Annotated in this window: 13 protein-coding genes; 12 read left to right on the top strand and 1 reads right to left on the bottom strand. The window is 36.6% G+C overall.

What is annotated here, in order from left to right:
• Window positions 1–9: 9 nt before the first annotated feature.
• Window positions 10–1,860, bottom strand: coding sequence for an ATP-binding protein (locus tag BM084_RS12715; RefSeq protein ID WP_245764373.1), 1,851 nt, complete (start codon window positions 1,858–1,860; stop codon window positions 10–12).
• A 382-nt stretch (window positions 1,861–2,242) separates the two neighbouring features.
• Between BM084_RS12715 and BM084_RS12710 the strand changes: the two genes are divergently transcribed.
• From BM084_RS12710 to BM084_RS12650, 12 genes are all read left to right on the top strand, one after another.
• Window positions 2,243–3,307: an AAA family ATPase gene (locus BM084_RS12710; protein ID WP_177195701.1), complete on the top strand. Its 1,065-nt coding sequence runs from the start codon at window positions 2,243–2,245 to the stop codon at window positions 3,305–3,307.
• Window positions 3,307–3,639 carry a cyclic-phosphate processing receiver domain-containing protein gene (locus BM084_RS12705; protein WP_218152245.1) on the top strand — a complete coding sequence of 111 codons (333 nt, stop codon included), beginning with the start codon at window positions 3,307–3,309 and terminating at the stop codon, window positions 3,637–3,639. Before BM084_RS12710 ends, BM084_RS12705 begins: the two co-directional genes overlap by 1 nt.
• Window positions 3,640–3,760: 121 nt before the next feature.
• Window positions 3,761–4,135, top strand: coding sequence for a YkvA family protein (locus BM084_RS12700; protein ID WP_093305213.1), 375 nt, complete (start codon window positions 3,761–3,763; stop codon window positions 4,133–4,135).
• Window positions 4,136–4,659: 524 nt separating this feature from the next.
• On the top strand, window positions 4,660–5,238 hold the full coding sequence (locus BM084_RS12690) for a hypothetical protein (RefSeq protein ID WP_143083658.1): 579 nt from the start codon (window positions 4,660–4,662) through the stop codon (window positions 5,236–5,238).
• Window positions 5,239–5,392: 154 nt separating this feature from the next.
• On the top strand, window positions 5,393–6,043 hold the full coding sequence (locus BM084_RS12685) for a hypothetical protein (protein WP_093305208.1): 651 nt from the start codon (window positions 5,393–5,395) through the stop codon (window positions 6,041–6,043).
• Window positions 6,044–6,097: 54 nt separating this feature from the next.
• Window positions 6,098–6,307, top strand: a complete 210-nt coding sequence (locus BM084_RS12680) for a DUF6140 family protein (protein WP_093305206.1) — start codon at window positions 6,098–6,100, stop codon at window positions 6,305–6,307.
• A 5-nt stretch (window positions 6,308–6,312) separates the two neighbouring features.
• On the top strand, window positions 6,313–8,415 hold the full coding sequence (locus BM084_RS12675; protein WP_093305204.1) for a hypothetical protein: 2,103 nt from the start codon (window positions 6,313–6,315) through the stop codon (window positions 8,413–8,415).
• 85 nt (window positions 8,416–8,500) lie between these two features.
• Window positions 8,501–9,484, top strand: coding sequence for an endonuclease/exonuclease/phosphatase family protein (locus BM084_RS12670; protein WP_317040670.1), 984 nt, complete (start codon window positions 8,501–8,503; stop codon window positions 9,482–9,484).
• A gap of 3 nt (window positions 9,485–9,487) precedes the next feature.
• A complete protein-coding gene (gene recD, locus BM084_RS12665) occupies window positions 9,488–11,302 on the top strand; it encodes an exodeoxyribonuclease V subunit alpha (RefSeq protein ID WP_093305202.1) in 1,815 nt (604 codons plus the stop codon).
• Window positions 11,303–11,307: 5 nt separating this feature from the next.
• Window positions 11,308–14,391 (top strand): exodeoxyribonuclease V subunit gamma, encoded by a 3,084-nt coding sequence (locus BM084_RS12660; protein ID WP_093305200.1) that lies wholly within the window; start codon window positions 11,308–11,310, stop codon window positions 14,389–14,391.
• A 9-nt stretch (window positions 14,392–14,400) separates the two neighbouring features.
• A complete protein-coding gene (locus BM084_RS12655) occupies window positions 14,401–17,796 on the top strand; it encodes a UvrD-helicase domain-containing protein (RefSeq protein ID WP_093305198.1) in 3,396 nt (1,131 codons plus the stop codon).
• 11 nt (window positions 17,797–17,807) lie between these two features.
• Window positions 17,808–19,448: an AAA family ATPase gene (locus BM084_RS12650; protein WP_093305196.1), complete on the top strand. Its 1,641-nt coding sequence runs from the start codon at window positions 17,808–17,810 to the stop codon at window positions 19,446–19,448.
• The last annotated feature ends 10 nt before the right edge of the window (window positions 19,449–19,458 follow it).

Genomic DNA, 19,458 nt, shown 5'->3' with positions numbered 1-19,458 from the left:
AGCCTTAATCTATATCGGAATTTGGATGAGTATTTTTAAACCATTTTCCTGTTCGGTATCAAATTTAAGTTTTCCATTTATAGAAAAAATACGGTTTTCCATATTTTGAATACCATTTCCTGATTTAAGGCTTTCCTTTTTAACACCAATCCCGTTATCGGAATATTGAATTTTTAATAGATTCTTTTCAGAAGAAAATATAATTGCCACCAAACTTGCTTTGCTGTGTTTATTCATATTGACCATGATTTCCTGCAAAACCCTGTAAATAACAAGTTTCTTTTCGGTATTTAAATCATTCCATGCAATGGTTTTTTCCCCGCTTAAAATAAGTCTGGCATCTCTGGGACAATTAGAAGATAGCGATGACACTAGCTGATCCAAATATCCCTCCCCGGTATTAATTTCATTATTTTCCCTGGAAATATTTCGGGTACGATTGTAAATGTGTTCAATTCTGTCCATCGTTTCGGCTGGTGCGATTGCCTCCAGGCTACTCATCACATTATAAACATCATTGGCCAGCTCATCATGAATTTTTTTGGAGATCCTAGTTTCTGTCTTATGGGTCTCGCGAATCTTCTCTTTTTTGTGTTTTTCTCTTAGATAATAAACGATGAAAATTGCTAATGTAATTGCAAGTATTGCGATAAATATCAAGATGTAATTCCGAGTTCTAATCTTCTGGTTTTCTAAGGCCTGTACAGCCGCCGAAGCCTCTAAGCTGGAAATCTGCTGTTGCTTGCGTTCTTCATCAAATTTTATTTTTGCAAAGGTATTTTTGGCCCGTAAGTTTATCTTCTTTAAACTATCGCTAAGCTGAATATAGTCTGAAATATAATCCCTGTCGCCAGGATTAATTTTGAGGAGTTGTTTTAATGCATCTATTTGAGCCTGGAGATTGCTATTTTCTTTTCCGGTATTCAACCATTTTTCAGAATATTTAAGCGCTAAATTTTTATTAGCCTTTTCGTAATACTTCGCTAAATTCTCATAACTTGATACAATTCCAGTATGATCATTTGAAGATTTTCTCCATTCCAGAGCTTTTAGCAATCCTGGAGAAACATCCTTATCATTATTTTCTAACCATTTCGTAAATTCCAGATTGTTTAAATATCTTGCTTTAGAACTGTAGTCATTCTCAGAAACCTTGGAATAGCTTTCCTTAAAAATTGAAATTGCTTTCTCGTAATTTTCTAAGTCCCGATATACTAATCCAATGTTGTTTTTATAGGTTAAACTATCATCTAAATTAGAGGCGTAACGAAGGGCATTTTCATATTCCTTAAGGGCATCTTTATAAAAGCCCTGATTTCGATATGCAATCGCTATAATATTATGCGCACTGCTTAAATACTGAAGATCTTTTTCCTTATTGAGATGGCGTAAAGCTTCAATAGCTGATTCCTGGCTTCCAGTATAATCCTGCATCCTATTTTGAGCAATTGCCATTTCCAGGCTTCTACGTGCTGCTTTTGTACTATCCCCTAATTGAAGATAGCGTTTCCGTGCCTCAAAAGCATATAGAAAAGCTTTTTCCTGATTATCTAAATCACGGTTAATAACTGCTTTTCGGTAAAGTGCAAGAGCAAGCCACTCTGTATCTTTTTTGAAAGTTGCCAATCGCTCAAGACTATCTGCAAAAATAAACGCGCTGTCATATTCCTTTAAACGCTTATGGTAATATATTTTATAGTCTAAGAGGAGCGGGTAGAGGGTGTCGCTTTTACCCGCGATGCTTTGAAGTGCCTTATTGAAATTAAAGATTTTTTTCCTGATTTCTTTAGAATTTTTTCCCTTTTCAAAATAGGTAAATGAAGAATCTGTCCTGATTTGTTCAGAAGGCTCAGAAGACATCTTTTCATTGGTGCAGGAGCATAGCAGGAAGAAACACAAAATACTATAGGTATGAAGCAGGGGGCGTAGGTTCATAAAGCGAAAATAAATAAAAAAAGCCACTAAAAAATAGCAGCCTAACATATTAAATTAATTAGCGTCTGCTGATGTTTTGCAGGTGTATAGTAGTAATTTTTTTTAGCATTAATTCTCTCGCGTCATAGTTTGGCGTCCTTTCCTTTCACCTTTGAAAATATAAGTAGCGAAGTTAATTGCTTCGTGTTGTTTAATGTTAAGAATAGATCCGCTTCAGTCTGTGAATTTTCCAATATGTAGGGGTAAAGGAAAATTAAAGGACGAAGCGGAATCTTATTCTGATTTCAGAATTGAAAGAAAAATTACTATGAACTATAAGAATAATAAGGAGCCGAAATTTCTACCGGGATTTAATTTAAGCTCACTTTTTGATAAGTGGGGTGATTTGGATATAGATACGCTGTTTATTGGGTATTTTGGAAAAGTACCCAGTCGGTATTCTTACCAGGAAGTAAATATGGAGGAATTTCATTTAGCTTTTCCTATGCGTTTTCAAGATTATATTTTAGGATATCACTTTAAGAAAGAGTCAAAGAATAGCGACTTTAAAAATGACTTTGTATATATACTGGACAAGGAGATCTTAGTAATTCAGGATAGTGATGAAATATATATATTATTCCAAAACGAAACCTGTGAGTTATTAAGTGATATTGTAGATTTCACCAAAAAATTAATCATAGAAGAAAAGAATAAATCTTCTATTAATTTAATAATAAGTCAACCAAGAGGACTGGATAACAAGAAGATCAATTTTGAAAATCCCGAAATTGATCTCTCTAAAATGTACAATGATGACTTTGAAACTTTTCATAATCAAATTATTCAAATTCTTGGAGAAGAAAATAAAAGCGGACTTCACTTACTTTACGGTAAACCCGGCACTGGAAAAAGCACCTACATTCGGTATTTGTGTGGTCTATTAAAAAAAGAAATAGTATTTCTACCGGGACAAATGGCTCAGAATTTAGACAATGTAGCAATGATAAGATACCTGATAGGAAATGCAAATTCAATACTGGTAATAGAAGATGCAGAAGAACTGATTGTTTCCCGGGAAGGTAAGCGCAATTCCAATCTTTCAATGATACTCAATATTACCGACGGAATTTTGGGGGAGTCCCTGGGCATCCAGATCATCGCAACTTTTAATACTGATGTGAGAAATATAGATCCTGCACTTAAACGAAAGGGGAGGTTGAAATCGGCATACGAATTTAAAGCCTTACCTGGAATAAAAGCTACTACATTGATTAAGGAGCAGGGGATAGATTATAATGTGACAGAAGCAATGACCCTGGCCGAAATTTTTAATATAACTGAGGAGGAGCAATATAAAGTGCCAGATCGAAAAGCTGTAGGGTTTAAATAATGAAGCTGTTTCTTGATGATATCCGTACACCAGAGATGGTATATTATAAAACTGTAGCCAAAGATTTTATTGTGGTAAGGAATTATCTTGATTTCGTAAAGTACATAAAACAAAACGGCCTTCCGAAATTTATCAGCTTTGATAATGATCTGGGATTGGGTGAAAATGGAGAAGTCGCTGCAGATGGATATGCCGCAGCAAAATGGTTAGTATACGAATCGGGTTTGGACCTTCGGGAATTGCAATTTAAAGTTCACTCAGCCAATCCTGTTGCGGCGGAGCAGATTAGGGGATTGTTGAATAATTATATTCAGTTTTTGAAAAAGAGTTGAAATTTCCTACGATTACTTCTAAGATCCACACGTTTACTAAACGATGTTCATTCGTTTTAACATACAATTTAGATTTGGACATTATGTATAAATCAATATAATTTAAAATTCAATTTTTTTTATGGCAGACCAAAATGAAAATAATGGATACGGAAAAGAATACTCTGACGAAGGGTTCTGGAATAAGGTAAAAACTGTTTTTAAAAAAGCAGGTATTAAAGTCGTGTATTCAGCATTGACGCTTTATTATACTTATAAGAAAAAAGATACCCCTGTCTGGGCAAAAGGAGTGATAGTAGGAGCCTTAGGCTATTTTATTTCACCAATAGATGCCATACCAGACATAACACCTGGTATTGGATATGCGGATGATATAGGTGTATTACTAGCGGCCGTAGCTACTGTAGGCGCGTATATTGACAACGAAGTTAAGCAATACGCAAAAGACAAACTTCGTGATTGGTTTGGTGATTTTGATGAGGAGGAACTTTTGTAGAGGGATTAATAAAAATGTAATCGAGCTCCATTGGAATCTTTTGCCAACGTTTATAAATTTAAAATAACAGGGTTGGACTTCGTAAAGTCTGGCCCTTTTTTCATAAATCGTAAGAACCTGAAGATTATACCAAGTTCTTGAATAAAGACTATTCTTAATTTACTTTGTAAAGTATTGAAATGATAATTCCATTAAATCTGGATGCCTTAATTGATAGTAATTGTTTTTCTTCTACAACTCTGAAATTAAAAGGCCGCACTAAAAGGTTTACGCCACTTTGTTTTTTTAATCTGATTCCCTGTCCCCAAATAATATCTTTATTGGACCAGTCATTTTGACAAGTACATACGGACATAATTTTTTTTTAAAAGCCCTTATTTGGAAATAAACTATATTAATAATATATAAGTTTTTGATAAACTTTATTTATGAAGACACATCTTGGCGCTTATGGATTTTAGTTTTACAGTTGTAATAATTTAATTGAAAGTCTATTAGGTTTGTAACCGTTAAAGATCTTTATTATGCCAATGTCTAATGATGGTTTTAAGTGGAGGCCAAATGATAATTCTGCAGTAACAAATCTTCGATATACTCTGGAAGCGGAGAAATGGGTGAATGCGGTTTCTTCCGCACAAAGTAAAACCCAGCCCGGATCTGTTGGAAAAGATTTTTTATTCATCGGGATGTTATTTCAATTAGTCTTATGTGTTCTTTTACTTGTTCTTCTTGGAATTTTGCAGCTTTTAAAAGCTTTGGTGCAGTTTATAGAAACGAGTTTAAAAAGTAAGCCTGCTTCGAAAAAAGTAAACAAGAATATATATAAGGAATATGAAGAAGGGCCAGTGACGAAAGTTTGGAATATTGACAATTCTAAAACAAAATACCCTTCAGGGTGGAAATTGTTCTTCTGGACGAATTATGGAACTTTGAGAGGCATTTGGAAGTTTCTGTTTCTCTTTACCGGTATTTTTGTGATCCTGGTGGTGGTTCTCTATATATTGAGCCAGTGGATTCCCAGTCATTTTAAAGTTAACCAGGGAACTCTCATTTTTGCAGCGGGTGTAAGTTTATGGAATGCCTTTATAGGAATGGATGATTAAATAAAAGAATATTGGTAATTAATTAATATTCAATGGTATTGGGATTAATTCGATAAAAAATGCGGATTCCCGTAATAAATCCTTAAAATTAATTTTATATTTAACAAGATTTTAAGTCCCTACCCTCAAAATCCCCAAATAACTAAACCAGAACATGAAGCCTGCTTCAACCTATTCAGAAATTTCTGAAGGAGCTCTTCTTTTGCATCAACAAATCGTAGGGTTAGCAAAAGAGAATCCTGAAATCCAATCTTTATATAAAGGCTGTCAATTGCTGTTCAGTCCGCTTTTGCAGCGACCAAAGATCCTGTTGGTCGGGTTTAACCCCGGGGGCGGATACTTCAACTGGCACCGAAAGATCGTGGAAGAGTTTCAGCCGATGAAGGCGTTGGAATATTACCTAAATACCCATCCCTTAGCAGAACAAACAAAATCCTTATTCCGCCAGGCCGGAAGAGAAGAGGACCTGCAGCACTATACAGTAAAGACCAACTTCTACTTTTGGGCAACAAATAATGTTGCCGATTTTCACCGGCTCCTAATACTACTTCCTGTAGAATTGAGCGAGAAGATCTTTCATATGGCCCGGCTTTGGATAAAACAATTAATAGATTCCCTGCAACCTGAGCTGGTAATTGCTGAAGGTTTTAAGGCTTTTGATGAAGTGGAGGTGCTGTTTCCCGAAAAGATGAAATTCGTAAAGGAAGAGAATCTCAGATCCTTTGAAATTACCGATGGAATGAAGGTATTAGGATATATAATAATTCAGGCGAGTATAGTAAGAAAAGAACATAGGTGCTTTTAATAATACAAATATCAACTGCAAAATAGAAAGAGCAATAACTACATAACTTAAAATATGGCAACATTCGAGATTAAAACCAAACGCGCAATGAATGTAAAGGGAGAATATATAGACAGAGGACTTTCTGTACAAATAAGTTCAATGTTTCCAAATCCACTTGATGAAAAAGAGAAAGTTCATAACGCATTTATGAGGGTGTACGGGCTGGATTTGAAGACAGAGGGTTATTTGAATAATGGGTATTTAGAATTTAAAAATATTTAAGAGGCATGAATCAAATAATAAATATTATTAATGAAAATTTAGGGCCAAAAAACTTCAACCAAAACAGCTTTACAGGAAATGTATTTTTTCGAAATGAAAATGGTCTTAATATTGAAAGAAGTGTTTATAATAGATTGTTAAATAAATATAATGCAGCTTTTGATCTTGAAGAAGGAGATTTTTTAACATCCAATGATGAATTATTGTTGGTATTTGTTATTGAAATATTTGAAGACAATTCTGATAATTTGTTTCGAATGGATAGAAACTATTATTTATCTGTTATTATTCTGGAATGGGGAGTGTTTTCCATATGGTCTGAAGAAACAGAGGGTTCTGACAAACAACCAGATGAAATTTTTGCTCTTCCATGGGAAGATATTGATTATGTCGAACTTTTTGATGCTTCCGAGGGTGGATATTTATTTAGATTTTTTGAGAAAAATAAAGCAGAACAGCATGATTTATTATCGAATAGATTTGGAACATCTGATTTAGAAGCTTCACAAAGAATCATTAATATTCTTAACGAGACTATTGAATATAAAAAGGAAATTATTGCCAATTCAACCAGTGAACATTCAGAATTAAAAACTAAAATTAATAATCTGATTGCAGATGAAAGAAATTATGAAGCTGCACTTGAAGAACTGGAAAATTTTAAAGACATCTACGATACCGAAGACGCTTTCAGTGATAACACTGCCTTTTATCACCTTCGAAAGACATATACTTTAATTAGTTCGGAAAATTATGGGAAGGCTTTAAAGACAATTGATAGCTATATCAACAGATTTAAAGAAAACCACGAGATACCGCCATACGCATTTGAACTCAAAGGTGAGATTTTGTTAAAAACAAATAACATTTTACCTGCAGTTAATTGTCTGGCTCTTAGTGAGGAGGGGTATGAAGTGATAGCATATGATAATGATGTTAGAGCACTAAAGGAAGAGTCATATTCCAGGTTAAAGGATGTATTTTTAGATGTCCCGTTTAATCAAAGAAAGCTTATTTTTATTGGGGAAGATGTTTACGCCACACAATCCGGTGGGATGATTATTTTAAAGGTAGGCGATCTTCCTATGAAGGTAAATTTTCCCGTGGGACATCCTCATGTGAACGAAGTATATACTTGCCACCCGCACAAACAGGATTTTTATCTTCCTGTAAAAAGTTATAGTGAGGAGCTCTTTTTGGATAGGATCCACGAGTTTAGCTGGTTACTTCAATGTTTAGGAGCAGCTACGCTGGAAATTTCCAGTAGTACAAGTGAATCTTCTGATCAGACGGTACGATCAAAAACGGAAGTGGATGCTGATTTTGATTATAAGCTTTCAGGCGGGAAAGTTAATTATCAGGGAGAAAATACAAACAATTCTGTACTGGACGGAAAATTAAATATAGCTAAAAAGCAGGTTTTTAGACCTACAAAATCTCCTTTTGTACCCGATGATTTGGTTTGGTATCATTCCAATACAAGCTGGCAGAGATTAGCTCACCAACGACTAAACGGCAGCATTATGATGCATAATGAACTTATCTCCAGTTCACAGAGTGAAACTTTATCCGCACAAGAGTTAAAGCAGGTGGAGGCTGAATTAAAACTATTACTGCCAAAATTAGGTGTAAAATATAATTCTGAAGAGGAGGTGAATACATCTTCTTTTAAAAAGTATGAATGGATTGTGAATGTGGAATTTGCCGATGTAAATGAATTGTCTCAGTTTGAGCAACCTATTAAGATAGAGCCATCTGACACTTTAAATTCAGATAATAAAAAATATAATTCTAACCTGGAAAAATATAAAGAAGATGTACTCTTAATGATTGAAGATGATGGTATTATTGATGAAATGGAAAGGAATATTTTAAACAGAAAGATAAAAAAATATGGATTATCTGAGGAAGACGCTAGGGCAATTGAAAATGATCTGATAACCTCTGGTTATTCCGAAAATGAACTAAAATATATTGAGGAGCTTAAGGAATTTTTAGAAGATGGAGGGATAACAGAGATCGAAAGAAAAATTTTAGACAGGTATGCTCAAAAATTTGGGGTAACAATAGATATTCAGAAAAAAATAAATGGAATTTTCATTCCTTAAATATTAATGCCGCATCTGTGAAAATATATATGACCAGAAGATTTTAAGCCCTTACCTTAGGATCTCCCAAAAAACCGAACCAATTATGAAGCCTGCTTCAAATTTTTCAGAAACTTTTGAAAGAACTTCTTTTGTGCATCATGAAATAACAGGGACCGCAAAAAAAGATCCGGAAGGACAATCTTTATATAAAGATTGTCCTCGGCTGAGTATGAGAAATCTATGGAGGACAATGTTAATGGTATCGTTATTCTTTGTCAACGGGGAACTTTTGGCGCAGATCAAAGTATGCTCCTGGAACATTCAGCATCTGGGGAAAACAAAATCTGCAAGTGAAATCGAATTCATAGCTAACACCCTGCGGGATTTTGATATTGTCGCACTTCAGGAAGTGGTGGCCGGAAATGGAGGAGCAAAGGCTGTAGCACGATTGGCAGATGCTCTCAACAGAAAAGGGGTGAAATGGGATTATGTCATTAGTGAACCGACCGAGAGCACTCCATATGCCACAGAGCGATATGCTTATCTATGGAGAACATCAAGGGTGAAAGGAATCAGGGAGGCCTGGCTGGAACAAAAGTTTGAATCTAAGATAGACAGGGAACCCTATATAATGGATTTTATTTACAAAGGAAAAGAATTTACCCTGGTGAATTTCCATGCTATTCCTAAAAAAAAGCAACCTGAAACCGAAGTGAAATATTTTAAATTCTTTCCTAGCTCCTATTCGGGCAAAAACTTAATATACCTAGGGGACTTTAACTTACCACAATCCCATACGGTTTTTAATCCTTTGAAAAAAATGGGTTATAAACCAGCCTTGATAGATCAAAAAACTACCATGAAGATGCAGTGTACTACTGAAACATGTTTGGCATCAGAATATGATAATATTTTCTATAATTCTGCCCAAACTGAATTTTTAAATTCAGGGGTAGTTTTAATATATAAATCCTTTCCTGACATGGTTTCGGTGCGGAGAATATCAGATCATATCCCTGTCTGGTTGGAATTCGACCTACCCCCGAAAAGTTCAGGAGGAGTATCTACTATAATTTCTAACAATTAGAAAATGTTGAAAAGACTGCCATCAGCCCATCACCAGTTCGCGCATTTTTTTCCGGATGAAAATATACGGCCGCTAGCGTACGCGGTCTCACTAAATCTGGCTAATCAAAGTATTTGTATAGATCTTTCTAAAGATCTTGAACCGCTTTTAAAGGATTGGGAGCAGAAAGAAAAACCGAACCTGGAGGATTTGAGGAGTTACGCCGCGGCTTATGGGAGTTACATTGGGAAAGGACTGGAAGATCTGAAACCTTTTATTTATGACAACGGGAATTTTTATATCAGACGGTATTTTTCCTATGAAAGTGGAGTAATCGATCATACAAAAAGAATCGCTGCCGTGGATAAGAATTTATTAAGGGAAAGATTTTCCAGTCTTAATAATTCTGATTTCCTAAAAGAAATGGTCTTAAAGAGGGATAAAGATGTAACTATTGACTGGCAGGTTATCGCAGCCATTACCGCATATGTTCAAAGCTTTACCGTAATTACAGGTGGTCCTGGTACAGGTAAAACCACTACAGTTGCCAGAATTCTGGCATTGCTCATCAAAGAAAACCCTGACTGCAGAGTAAAGCTGGCAGCCTTCACGGGTAAAGCTGGAAAGAGAATGGAAGAATCTCTTAGAGAAGCAACAGCAAAGCTGGAGGTTTCAGAAGAAATACGTGTAAAACTCACATCTTTTTCTGCTCTTACCTTACACCGGCTACTAGGATATAAAAAAGATTCTCATTTCTTCAGGCACAATAACGAAAATCCAATTGCTGCAGATGTAGTGATTGTTGATGAGGCCTCGATGATAGACGTTCCTTTGTTTGCAAAGCTTTTACAAGCCATAGGAGATAATACCAGGCTTATTTTGTTAGGAGATCAGAACCAGTTGACTTCTGTTGAGGCTGGAAGTGTTTTTGGAGACCTATGTAATTCTGTGGATGCACTAAACAAATTTTCCGGAAGCTTTAAAGATCTTATTAACCAATCTTCTTCCGAACAAATATTGGAACAAAGCGAAGTAAACACTACACCTTCTGAACTTCAAGATCATGTAGTGGAACTCAGGAAGTCATGGAGAGTAAAGGATAACGTATTTATTTCCAGACTATCAAAGGCTGTTTTGCTCGGTAAAAAGGGTGAGGTAACAGTAAGGGAAATATATGAAAGCGATCCTATTAAGGAAAAAATAATAATTGATGAGAACTATGACCCGGCGGTTTTAGAAAGTTTTGCTGCAGATTTCAGGAAATTTATAGTGGAAGCGAATAAAGAAGGGGAGCAGCATACTATTAAAGCCCTTGAAGAATTGAACAAACTACGCATCCTTAGCCCGGTTAGGGAAGGGAAGGAGGGAATCTACAATTTGAATAGGATGGTAGAAGGATTTTTGGAAAAACAAGGCCTTATAAAAGTAGATTCAAAAGATTATGAGAACCGGCCGGTTATGATCACCAGGAATAATTACGAATTAAATGTATTCAACGGGGATGTAGGGATCATAAAATATCTGAGGGGTACTCCTCACGTATATATTGTGAATAATAAAGGGGAACTCAAACATCACCCGACATCCTATATTTCAGATATGGAAACTGCGTTTGCCAGTACTGTTCATAAGAGCCAGGGATCTGAATTTGAAAAGGTCATGGTTGTACTTCCGAAAAAATTCAAGGAAAGAATTATGACCCGGGAACTGTTGTATACCGGCATCACCAGGGCTAAAAAACAGCTCACTCTCCAGGCAACCAGGGAAGTTGTTTTAGAATCTATGGGGAATACTATAAAACGGGCCTCCGGTATCACCAACAGGATGAACCAAAGATAACAGCTATGCCGATATACTTAAAAAAGTTTCAGGATTTTGACCAACTGGCAAAAACATTTTCAGAGGATTTACATTTTACTGGTAAACCTGTATTTCAGCCGACCTTTATACTTGGATGCGGTACAGGACAAAAAGAATATATAAAAGAAAAGCTGGCAAGCAGTCATGGCATAGCAGCAAATTTGAAATTTCTTAGTGCTACCGGTCTGTTAAATTATGTTCTGGAAGGGTTGATTGCTGAAGGGGATGAGGTTTTATTAGACATGGAAGCAATGAGCTGGAAGATCTTTCAGCTTCTTCAGACGGAGGAAAGCCTGGCGGTTCTTGAAGAGGTGAAAAAATACTGTGATGGAAGTGAGCAAAAGAGAATGGGGCTGGCGGTTAAAACCGCGCAACTTTTTATTAAATATCAAGAGGAAGTCCCGGATCTCCTAAGGGAGTGGCAGGAAAACAAAAATAAACCCTCAGACTGGCAGGAATTTCTCTACAGAAAATTGTTGGATTCTGAAAAGGAGGTCGCAGACAAAACCCTGAGCCTGGAAAAACTTAAAAAGGCATTAGAAAAGAAGGATAATCAGGAGCGGTTAAGAACTTTAATTCCTGAAGTTTATCTTTTTGAACCTGAGGAATTGTCAAAAAGTGAAAGGGAGCTTGTAAAAATGCTCGCAGAACATTTAAATATAAATAGCTATTTCCTCGAGGTGTGTAGTACAACTATAGCAAATCCTGTTTCTTCGAATTGGGGGGTATATGGTGTCAACAAAATAAAAGAACTAGAGAAATCAGCTGAAGTATCACATGAAAGATCTGCTACTTCCGGGAATGAGTCACTGTTAATAAAGATTCAGACCGATTTTTTCAATGACTCTGAACCAGACAGAAATTTTACCGCCAAGGAAAAAGATAATAGTCTGCTTGTTTACAATAGTTTCACCCGGGTAAGGGAAGTTGAAGCACTGTATAATTATCTCGTAAAGCTTGTAAACCAGAATGGGGACATAGGAGCAAGGGACATCATGGTGGTTATCCCAAATCTTCATTCTTATATAGCTCCTATAAAAACAATTTTCGAAACAACTGGCTTTCGTTTTCCTTACTCGATTATCAGCCGTGGTTTCACGCCAGAAGACAGCTTTTGGAGCTCATTGGAACAGGTGATTAAATTCTCAGAAGATCAATTTACGGCATCAGGAGTTTATGAACTGGTTGAAAACAAATGGATACAGGAGGCATTTGGATTTCAGGATCTTGACAAGATCAAGCTAGCTATTGACAGGGCTAACATACGTAGGACTTATTGCGGGAGTAAGGAAGATGAAAGTCACTACAGCTCCTGGAACTATGGCTTAAAACGGCTTATTTATGGTTACAGCCTGGGGAGTGAGACGGAGATTGCTGACCCTGAAGATGAGAGAGAGCAGATGTATCCTGTGGATTTCGCAGAGGGTTCTGATGCGCAGGATCTCTTCCGCTTGTATGAGTTTGTAGAAATGCTACAGAGCCTTATAGCGGAAAAAAATAAAACAGTTACTGTTGCTAAATGGGAAGCATTCTGTCTTCAGACGGCAGAAAATTTCCTGAATCCCGAAGGCTGGCAGTTAAAGAAACTCCAGGACTTATTGGAGAATATCAGAACAGGAAAATCTGTAAGTGCCCTAGAGATAGATTTCAGCACCTGGTTCTTCAGATTCCGGGAATTATTAAAATCTGAAGACGTGGGTAGGATGACAGCAGGAGGCGGGATCATTTTTAGCGGTCTCTATCCCGGAGTTGCCCTGCCAAAAAAAGTGGTCGCTTTCCTTGGAATGAATTTCCGAGAGTTTCCCCATAAACAGATCAAAATAGATTTCGACAAATCGAATACCAGCTCGAATATTCATACAGACAGGGATCGTTATGCCTTTTTAAAGATCTTCCAAAATGCGCGTGAGCATGTGCTGTTAAGTTATATAGGACAGGATGCAAAAACAAATTCAGAGAAACCTTCTTCAGGAGTGGTAGATCAGTTATTGGATTACGCGAAGAATTATACAGACCAGGAGTTAACCGTTAAACATAAGCTGCATGCCTATAATTCCATATATTATCCGGGGGATTACCGGTATTTCACCTATCTAGCCAACGCACAAAAGGCAGTTATTCCTAAAAAAGTAAAAGAGGAAGAATCGGTTGAAGAAAAACAAGACGTTTTCCTTTTTGAATTGGTCAATTTTTTTAAGGATCCTTTTAAGGCTCATTACAATAAAACCCTGGGAATCTATTATGATGATGAGAAAACTTTAAGAGACACTGAATTATTTGGTCTTGAAAAGCTAGAAGAATGGAGAGTCAAACAGGAAATGTTTGATCGCTTTATTGAAGAGGAAATAGAGTTTTCTGCAGAAGAGTTAAAAATCGAAATTGAAAAAATCAGGAAGCAATTTGTTATAGAAGGACTGTTGCCTTTAAGAAAAAGAGGTTTAAAATATCTCCATGAAGCATGGCCGAAAGTCACGGCTTTAAAAAGGGCTTTAAAAAACCGGGCTGCCGCAAACCCTAAAAAACAAAATCTGCAGGTTGAGATTGGTAAATATGTTCTTTACGGGGAGGTGTATTTAACATCTAGAGGTGAAGGCCTGTTTTTCACAGTTTCAAACCACAAAGAAAAATACAGGCTTGAGGCTTATTTGAAATTCCTTACGCTCAAAGCATCTGGAACCAGCGATAAACTTATCTATTTTGCTTTGGATAAAGATCAGGTGGTAGAGAAGGAGATCTTGGATGCAAGTCTTTCAGTTGAAGATGCCAGGGATATCCTTTATGATTTTATAAAAATGATGAAGGAAAATCTGGAAGAGTTGAAGGCGTTTTGTTTAGATTTTGGATCTATAGAGGAAATAAATAAACTTCAGAACAAAGAAGACCTATTAAAATTTATTAAAAACAAGATTGATACTTATGAAAAGTATGAAAGGGGGCTTTATCCCAGCAAGTACTTTCTTAATGAACACAGGCGTCATAATTATTTTTATTCAGATTACTTTCTTAACAATTATAAAGACCAGTGCTATAAAGTCTTTGAAAAATTAAACCAATCATTTCCAGCATAAATACCAATTATGGCAAAATTTAATGTACTTGACATTCAATTAAAAGGTAAAAATCTGGTTGAGGCCAGTGCCGGGACAGGTAAGACCTATTCCATCGCTATTCTGGTTCTCAGGCTATTATTGGAAGAGAAGAAAGAGATTTCGAGGATCCTGATGGTTACTTTTACTAATAAAGCAGTAGGAGAACTGGCAGATAGGGTGAGAAAATTTGTAAAAATTGCTTTGAAATATTTGGAGGATCCCAAAATCAAAGTTGAACTCGAAATAAAGCTCATTATTGACCGGGAACTTACAATTACAGGCAGAGCAGAGTTAGAGCAATTATTAAAGAGTGCCTTGTATAATATGGATGAGGCGCCTATTCAAACTATAGATAGTTTTGCAGGTGAATGTCTTACATCATATGCTTTTGAAACTGGAAGGCCATTTGGACAAGAATTAATTACAGACTACTCGGAAGTAGTTGAAACCTGTGTTCAAAAATTTTGGCGAGAGAATATCGCGAATAAAAATGAGGAAGAATATGTACAATTGAAAAGGCATATTTCCTTACAAACACTTCAGGCGCTAGTATATGAAGCAATTAATGCTAAAGAATATATTTATGGAGAGAATATTTTAAAGAAACTCCATTCTCAGGAGAATAAATTCCGTCACCTTTGGGCAGGTAAGCTAAAAAAATACCTAAAGGAAATAGATGATCTTGATTTAAAAGGTTTCCGAGAAGCAAAAAAGGAAAAGCTAAAAGATAAATTTAAAGACTTCAATCAATTTATTACCTGCATCAGGCAAAAGGATAACAAGACGAACAATGAAGCCGTAGCAATTTTGTTCCCTGAGGAAGAAAAACTTTACGAGGATCTAGATTTAACAGGAAATCATCCTGTCCATGCTTTATATAATGAATGCATAAAAAAATCAGTAAGAAAAATATACGATTTTTTCAAAGAAAATAATCTAATTACATATAAGCAGATACTGGACAAACTTCATGATGTATTAGAGGAAAATGATCATTTACAGGAAATACTTTCCAAGAGATATGATGCGGTGTTTATTGACGAATTCCAAGACACCAACAGGACTCAATATGAAATATATGATCAAGCTTTTGGGAAGAACAATCTAATCTTTTATATCGGTGATCCCAAACAGTCAATTTATGGTTTTCGCGGGGCAGATCTTCATAGTTATACCGTTGCAGCAGCAAAAGTGGATCATTTCCATACAATGGATGTCAGTTTCAGGTCGACAGAGAAAATGACAAAGGCTTTAAATATTTTCTTTAAACCTTCTGATGACTTTGACACATTTCATACTGCTCAGTCTTTAGAAAGCAAGGAAGAAAAGCTGAATATAAATTATATACCGGTCTCTAGTGGGAAAAAAGATAAAAATGCTGTGGGGGTTACAGATGCTACCGGAAATGCTATTCCTTTAAGAATTTTCACTGAAGAAAATAAGGATGACATCTTATATCACTCGGTGTCACTCGTAAAAAATTTGCTCGGTCCTGATTATCTATTGAATAACAAAAGGATTAAGCCTTCAGACATTGGTATACTGGTTAGGAATGGTTATGAGGGAGAGGATCTGAAACACGAGCTTACAGTTGCAGAGGTAAAGGCAATTACCATGAATGACAATAAAATTTTCAGTGCAAAAGAGGCAAAATCAGTTTCTTATCTTTTAGAGGCCGTTGAAAACCCTAACCGGGGAAATATAAATCGTGCTCTTTTAACTGAATTGACCAAATACAGCCGAAGGGAACTCTTAGAATTAGATGAAGACAGCCTGTCAGAAATGTTTCGGAAGTACCGCAAGCTTTGGTTCGAGAGTGGAGTATATGCTTTGCTTAGGAAATTTATGGATGAATTTGGAGTGGTTCACTTTCTCATGAAAGAAAAAAGTGAGGAGGGATTAAGGAGCCTTAGCAACCTTACTCAAATCGCTGAAGTTTTGCAGCAGGAGGAATTACATAACCAGGTGGGTCCTACAGCCCTTTTAAAGTATCTAAATTACCAGATATCTTCTTCCAATGCGGTAGGTGATGAATATGAGCAACGCATAGAAAGTGATGAGGATGCAGTCCAGATCTATAATATCCATAAGGCAAAAGGGCTACAGTTTCCTATAGTGATCGCACCGTATCTCGATCTGGACGATACTAAGGAGTGGAACTTTAATACTTTCAGAGATCCCGTGGAAAACGTATATAAGTTTTATGCCAAAGGCTTGGCACCGACAATTGCCAAAGATTTTTTCGTGCGACAAAATACTCAGGAAAATAGGAGGCTGTTATATGTAACTCTAACTCGGGCAGAATATAACTGCTTTTTATTCAGGGAATCCGGAGCTGATTCTGCTTTGAAACCTTTTGTCGAAGCTCTCGAGAATAATGAACAGGCCACTGGCCTCATTGAAGTAAATGAGTTTAATCTCGCGGAGAATGTTCAATTATATAAGCAGGATCAGGATACAGAAAAGTGGGGTGAAGCTCTGGATCCTGGTACGAATAACTTGAAAGATAAGAACTGGAGAAAAATGAGCTTCAGTGGGCTTTCCAGTAAAGGGCCTTATACTCTTAAAGAAAACTCAGCTGAAGAAATGGAGGAATATGACAAGTTCATTTTTAAAGAGATCCCGGGAGGTAAAAAAATGGGAAACCTGCTGCATGAGCTATTTGAAAATATTGACTTTGATGACGCCAGCGAGCATAAAAATATGCTTGAAGATATCGTAGACAGATATTATCCGGAAAAAAAAGAAGAGCTGGCTAAACTTGAAGAATTTATTCCGGCTGTTCTAAAGGCTAAAATAAAATTTGATGAGGATAGTGAGGAGGTCAATCTCCACAGACTGGGAAAGTCAGATAAAATATGTGAACTGGAATTTGATTTTCTCAGTCGTTCTTTTAAGCTTTCTCAACTTCGGGATGTGCCGGAGTTGAATGGCTTCAAAATCTATACTAAAAAATGGCCATTTTCTCCTGAGGGTATGCTCACAGGGTTTGTGGACCTTCTTTTCAGGCAGAACGAAAAATTCTATATCCTGGATTGGAAATCGAATTACCTCGGAGATTCCCTTGAACATTACGAGAAAGAAGACCTTGTTGCAGCCATGAACGAGAATAATTACCATCTCCAGTATTTGATCTACACAGTTGCGGTAAAGCGATTCCTGGAATCCAGATTAGGGAGTGACTTCGATTACAGTAGAGACTTTGGCGGCGTAATCTATATGTTCCTTCGTGGAAACAGAGAAGGCGAAGATACAGGAGTCTTTACAACAAAACCTTCTTTCGAACAAGTGCAATACTTTGAAGAGCTTTTTTATAAGGACAATATGGAGGATGAACTTAGAACTTTTGAAGAAATAAAAAACGATTTTACCTCGCAAATCTAACGCTTAAACCTATGATCTACCCATCTTCATTTCCTGAATACTCTCACAACCGAGCTGAAAAGAAAGTCTACCAGGCTCTGGAAAATTTGGATCCTTATAATTTTGACATTTTCTGGAACCGGACTTTTGCAGGGAGATCCAAAGATGAGGATAATCTTTATGAAATTGATTTTTTAGTTTTTGATTTAAGAAGTGAACGGCTTAATCATGTGTACATAATTGAAGTGAAAGGTGGAAACCTGCAATTCAAAGCAAATGAAAATGCCTGGTACCAGTCGGGCCGTTTAATGGAAACGAATCCAGATACGCAGGCGATGGGTTATACTTCAAATATAATCTCCAGATACAATGGTCAACTATTGCATAAAGTTCCCGTTACATGGTTGTTATGGTTTCCCGATGGAGAAATTGATTTTGAGAATTTACCGACCCAGTTTGATACCTGGCGACTGTTGGATCAGGTTGATCTGGATGAACCCCGCGAAGCATTGGATGAAGTTCGGGAATCACCCAATAATCAATACTATGGGCATGAGGGGGTTAGCCTGGATGAATATGAGGCAAGTATAAAAAAGGATCTGCTACAGGATCTTGGTATCTCACAGAACCTTCGAACACTTATGGAAGATATGAGCATAAGTATGGATAGGGCAGAGGCAAATCAAAAGCTCTTTCTAACAGGCTTTTTAGATATGAAAAGACTGGCCGTGGAAGGCTGCGCCGGAAGTGGAAAGACCATACTGGCAAAATGCGGAGCAGAGCTACTAAATGATCGCGGACACAAAGTGCTTTTTTTATGTTTTAATAAATTTCTGAGTCATGAGGTGGAAGCTAATATGAGTGTGGGAATCAAAACCGATACCTTTCATAACTTCATGCGGGAGTTCGTTGATGACAGGGAACCTGACTGGTTTGACGAACAGGTAAAGAATACAGACTTTTTCGATAAACAACTACCAGATAAATTCCGAGAACTTTTAAAATCGGCACCTCCAGAGCTAGTCGAGAAATTTGATGCTATTATCCTGGATGAAGCTCAGGATATGGAAATTGGCTGGCTTAATTCCCTGCTTAAATTTCTGAAGTCTGAATCGAAATATTTTCTTTTTTACGATAAAAGGCAGAATATCTTTAATAAGAATTTTAGTCTCCCCATAAGTGAGAATTGGACCAAACTTCCGCTTCCTTTTAATTACCGGAATACCAAAAAGATCAATGATTTTATTAACGAACAAATTGGAACAAATTTTATTTCGGGGATGGTGCCTGAAGGGGAAGAAGTGAAGTTAAGAACCTATAATGTCGAAGAGCCTGAAGGAGCTTTATTCCGATGCCTGTCTGAAGTTCATAGAATAGGTAAAATACCTTTAAAGGATATCCTAATTATTATCGATGGTTCTACTAAAGACTGGGGACTTGAAGAAATAGCCTCTAATGGCTTTACCTATGAGCTATTGGAAGCAGAAGAGGAAAATGATCCAACTAAAGTATATTATACCTCTATCAATCGCTTTAAAGGTTGCGAGGCAGAGGTAGTTTTACTTTTGCTAAACCAATCACTTGAAAAAACCGAAAATAAGAATCTGCTTTATACTCAAATGACTAGGGCCAAGACTTTGTTGTATGTGCTGGAGCCGGAAGAAAAAATATGAATCTAAACTA

Source organism: Salegentibacter agarivorans (genome assembly GCF_900113135.1).
In the GTDB taxonomy this organism is placed as follows: Bacteria; Bacteroidota; Bacteroidia; order Flavobacteriales; family Flavobacteriaceae; genus Salegentibacter; species Salegentibacter agarivorans.
The sequence above is the reverse complement of the archived record's forward strand: the minus strand, read 5'-3'. Positions and strand labels throughout refer to the sequence as shown.

What these genes read in the sequence shown, in the direction of transcription:
- BM084_RS12715 (WP_245764373.1), bottom strand. Translation starts at nt 1,860, where the DNA reads ATGTCTTCTGAGCCTTCTGAACAAATCAGGACAGATTCTTCATTTACC.
- BM084_RS12710 (WP_177195701.1), top strand. Translation starts at nt 2,243, where the DNA reads ATGAACTATAAGAATAATAAGGAGCCGAAATTTCTACCGGGATTTAAT.
- BM084_RS12705 (WP_218152245.1), top strand. Translation starts at nt 3,307, where the DNA reads ATGAAGCTGTTTCTTGATGATATCCGTACACCAGAGATGGTATATTAT.
- BM084_RS12700 (WP_093305213.1), top strand. Translation starts at nt 3,761, where the DNA reads ATGGCAGACCAAAATGAAAATAATGGATACGGAAAAGAATACTCTGAC.
- BM084_RS12690 (WP_143083658.1), top strand. Translation starts at nt 4,660, where the DNA reads ATGCCAATGTCTAATGATGGTTTTAAGTGGAGGCCAAATGATAATTCT.
- BM084_RS12685 (WP_093305208.1), top strand. Translation starts at nt 5,393, where the DNA reads ATGAAGCCTGCTTCAACCTATTCAGAAATTTCTGAAGGAGCTCTTCTT.
- BM084_RS12680 (WP_093305206.1), top strand. Translation starts at nt 6,098, where the DNA reads ATGGCAACATTCGAGATTAAAACCAAACGCGCAATGAATGTAAAGGGA.
- BM084_RS12675 (WP_093305204.1), top strand. Translation starts at nt 6,313, where the DNA reads ATGAATCAAATAATAAATATTATTAATGAAAATTTAGGGCCAAAAAAC.
- BM084_RS12670 (WP_317040670.1), top strand. Translation starts at nt 8,501, where the DNA reads ATGAAGCCTGCTTCAAATTTTTCAGAAACTTTTGAAAGAACTTCTTTT.
- recD (WP_093305202.1), top strand. Translation starts at nt 9,488, where the DNA reads ATGTTGAAAAGACTGCCATCAGCCCATCACCAGTTCGCGCATTTTTTT.
- BM084_RS12660 (WP_093305200.1), top strand. Translation starts at nt 11,308, where the DNA reads ATGCCGATATACTTAAAAAAGTTTCAGGATTTTGACCAACTGGCAAAA.
- BM084_RS12655 (WP_093305198.1), top strand. Translation starts at nt 14,401, where the DNA reads ATGGCAAAATTTAATGTACTTGACATTCAATTAAAAGGTAAAAATCTG.
- BM084_RS12650 (WP_093305196.1), top strand. Translation starts at nt 17,808, where the DNA reads ATGATCTACCCATCTTCATTTCCTGAATACTCTCACAACCGAGCTGAA.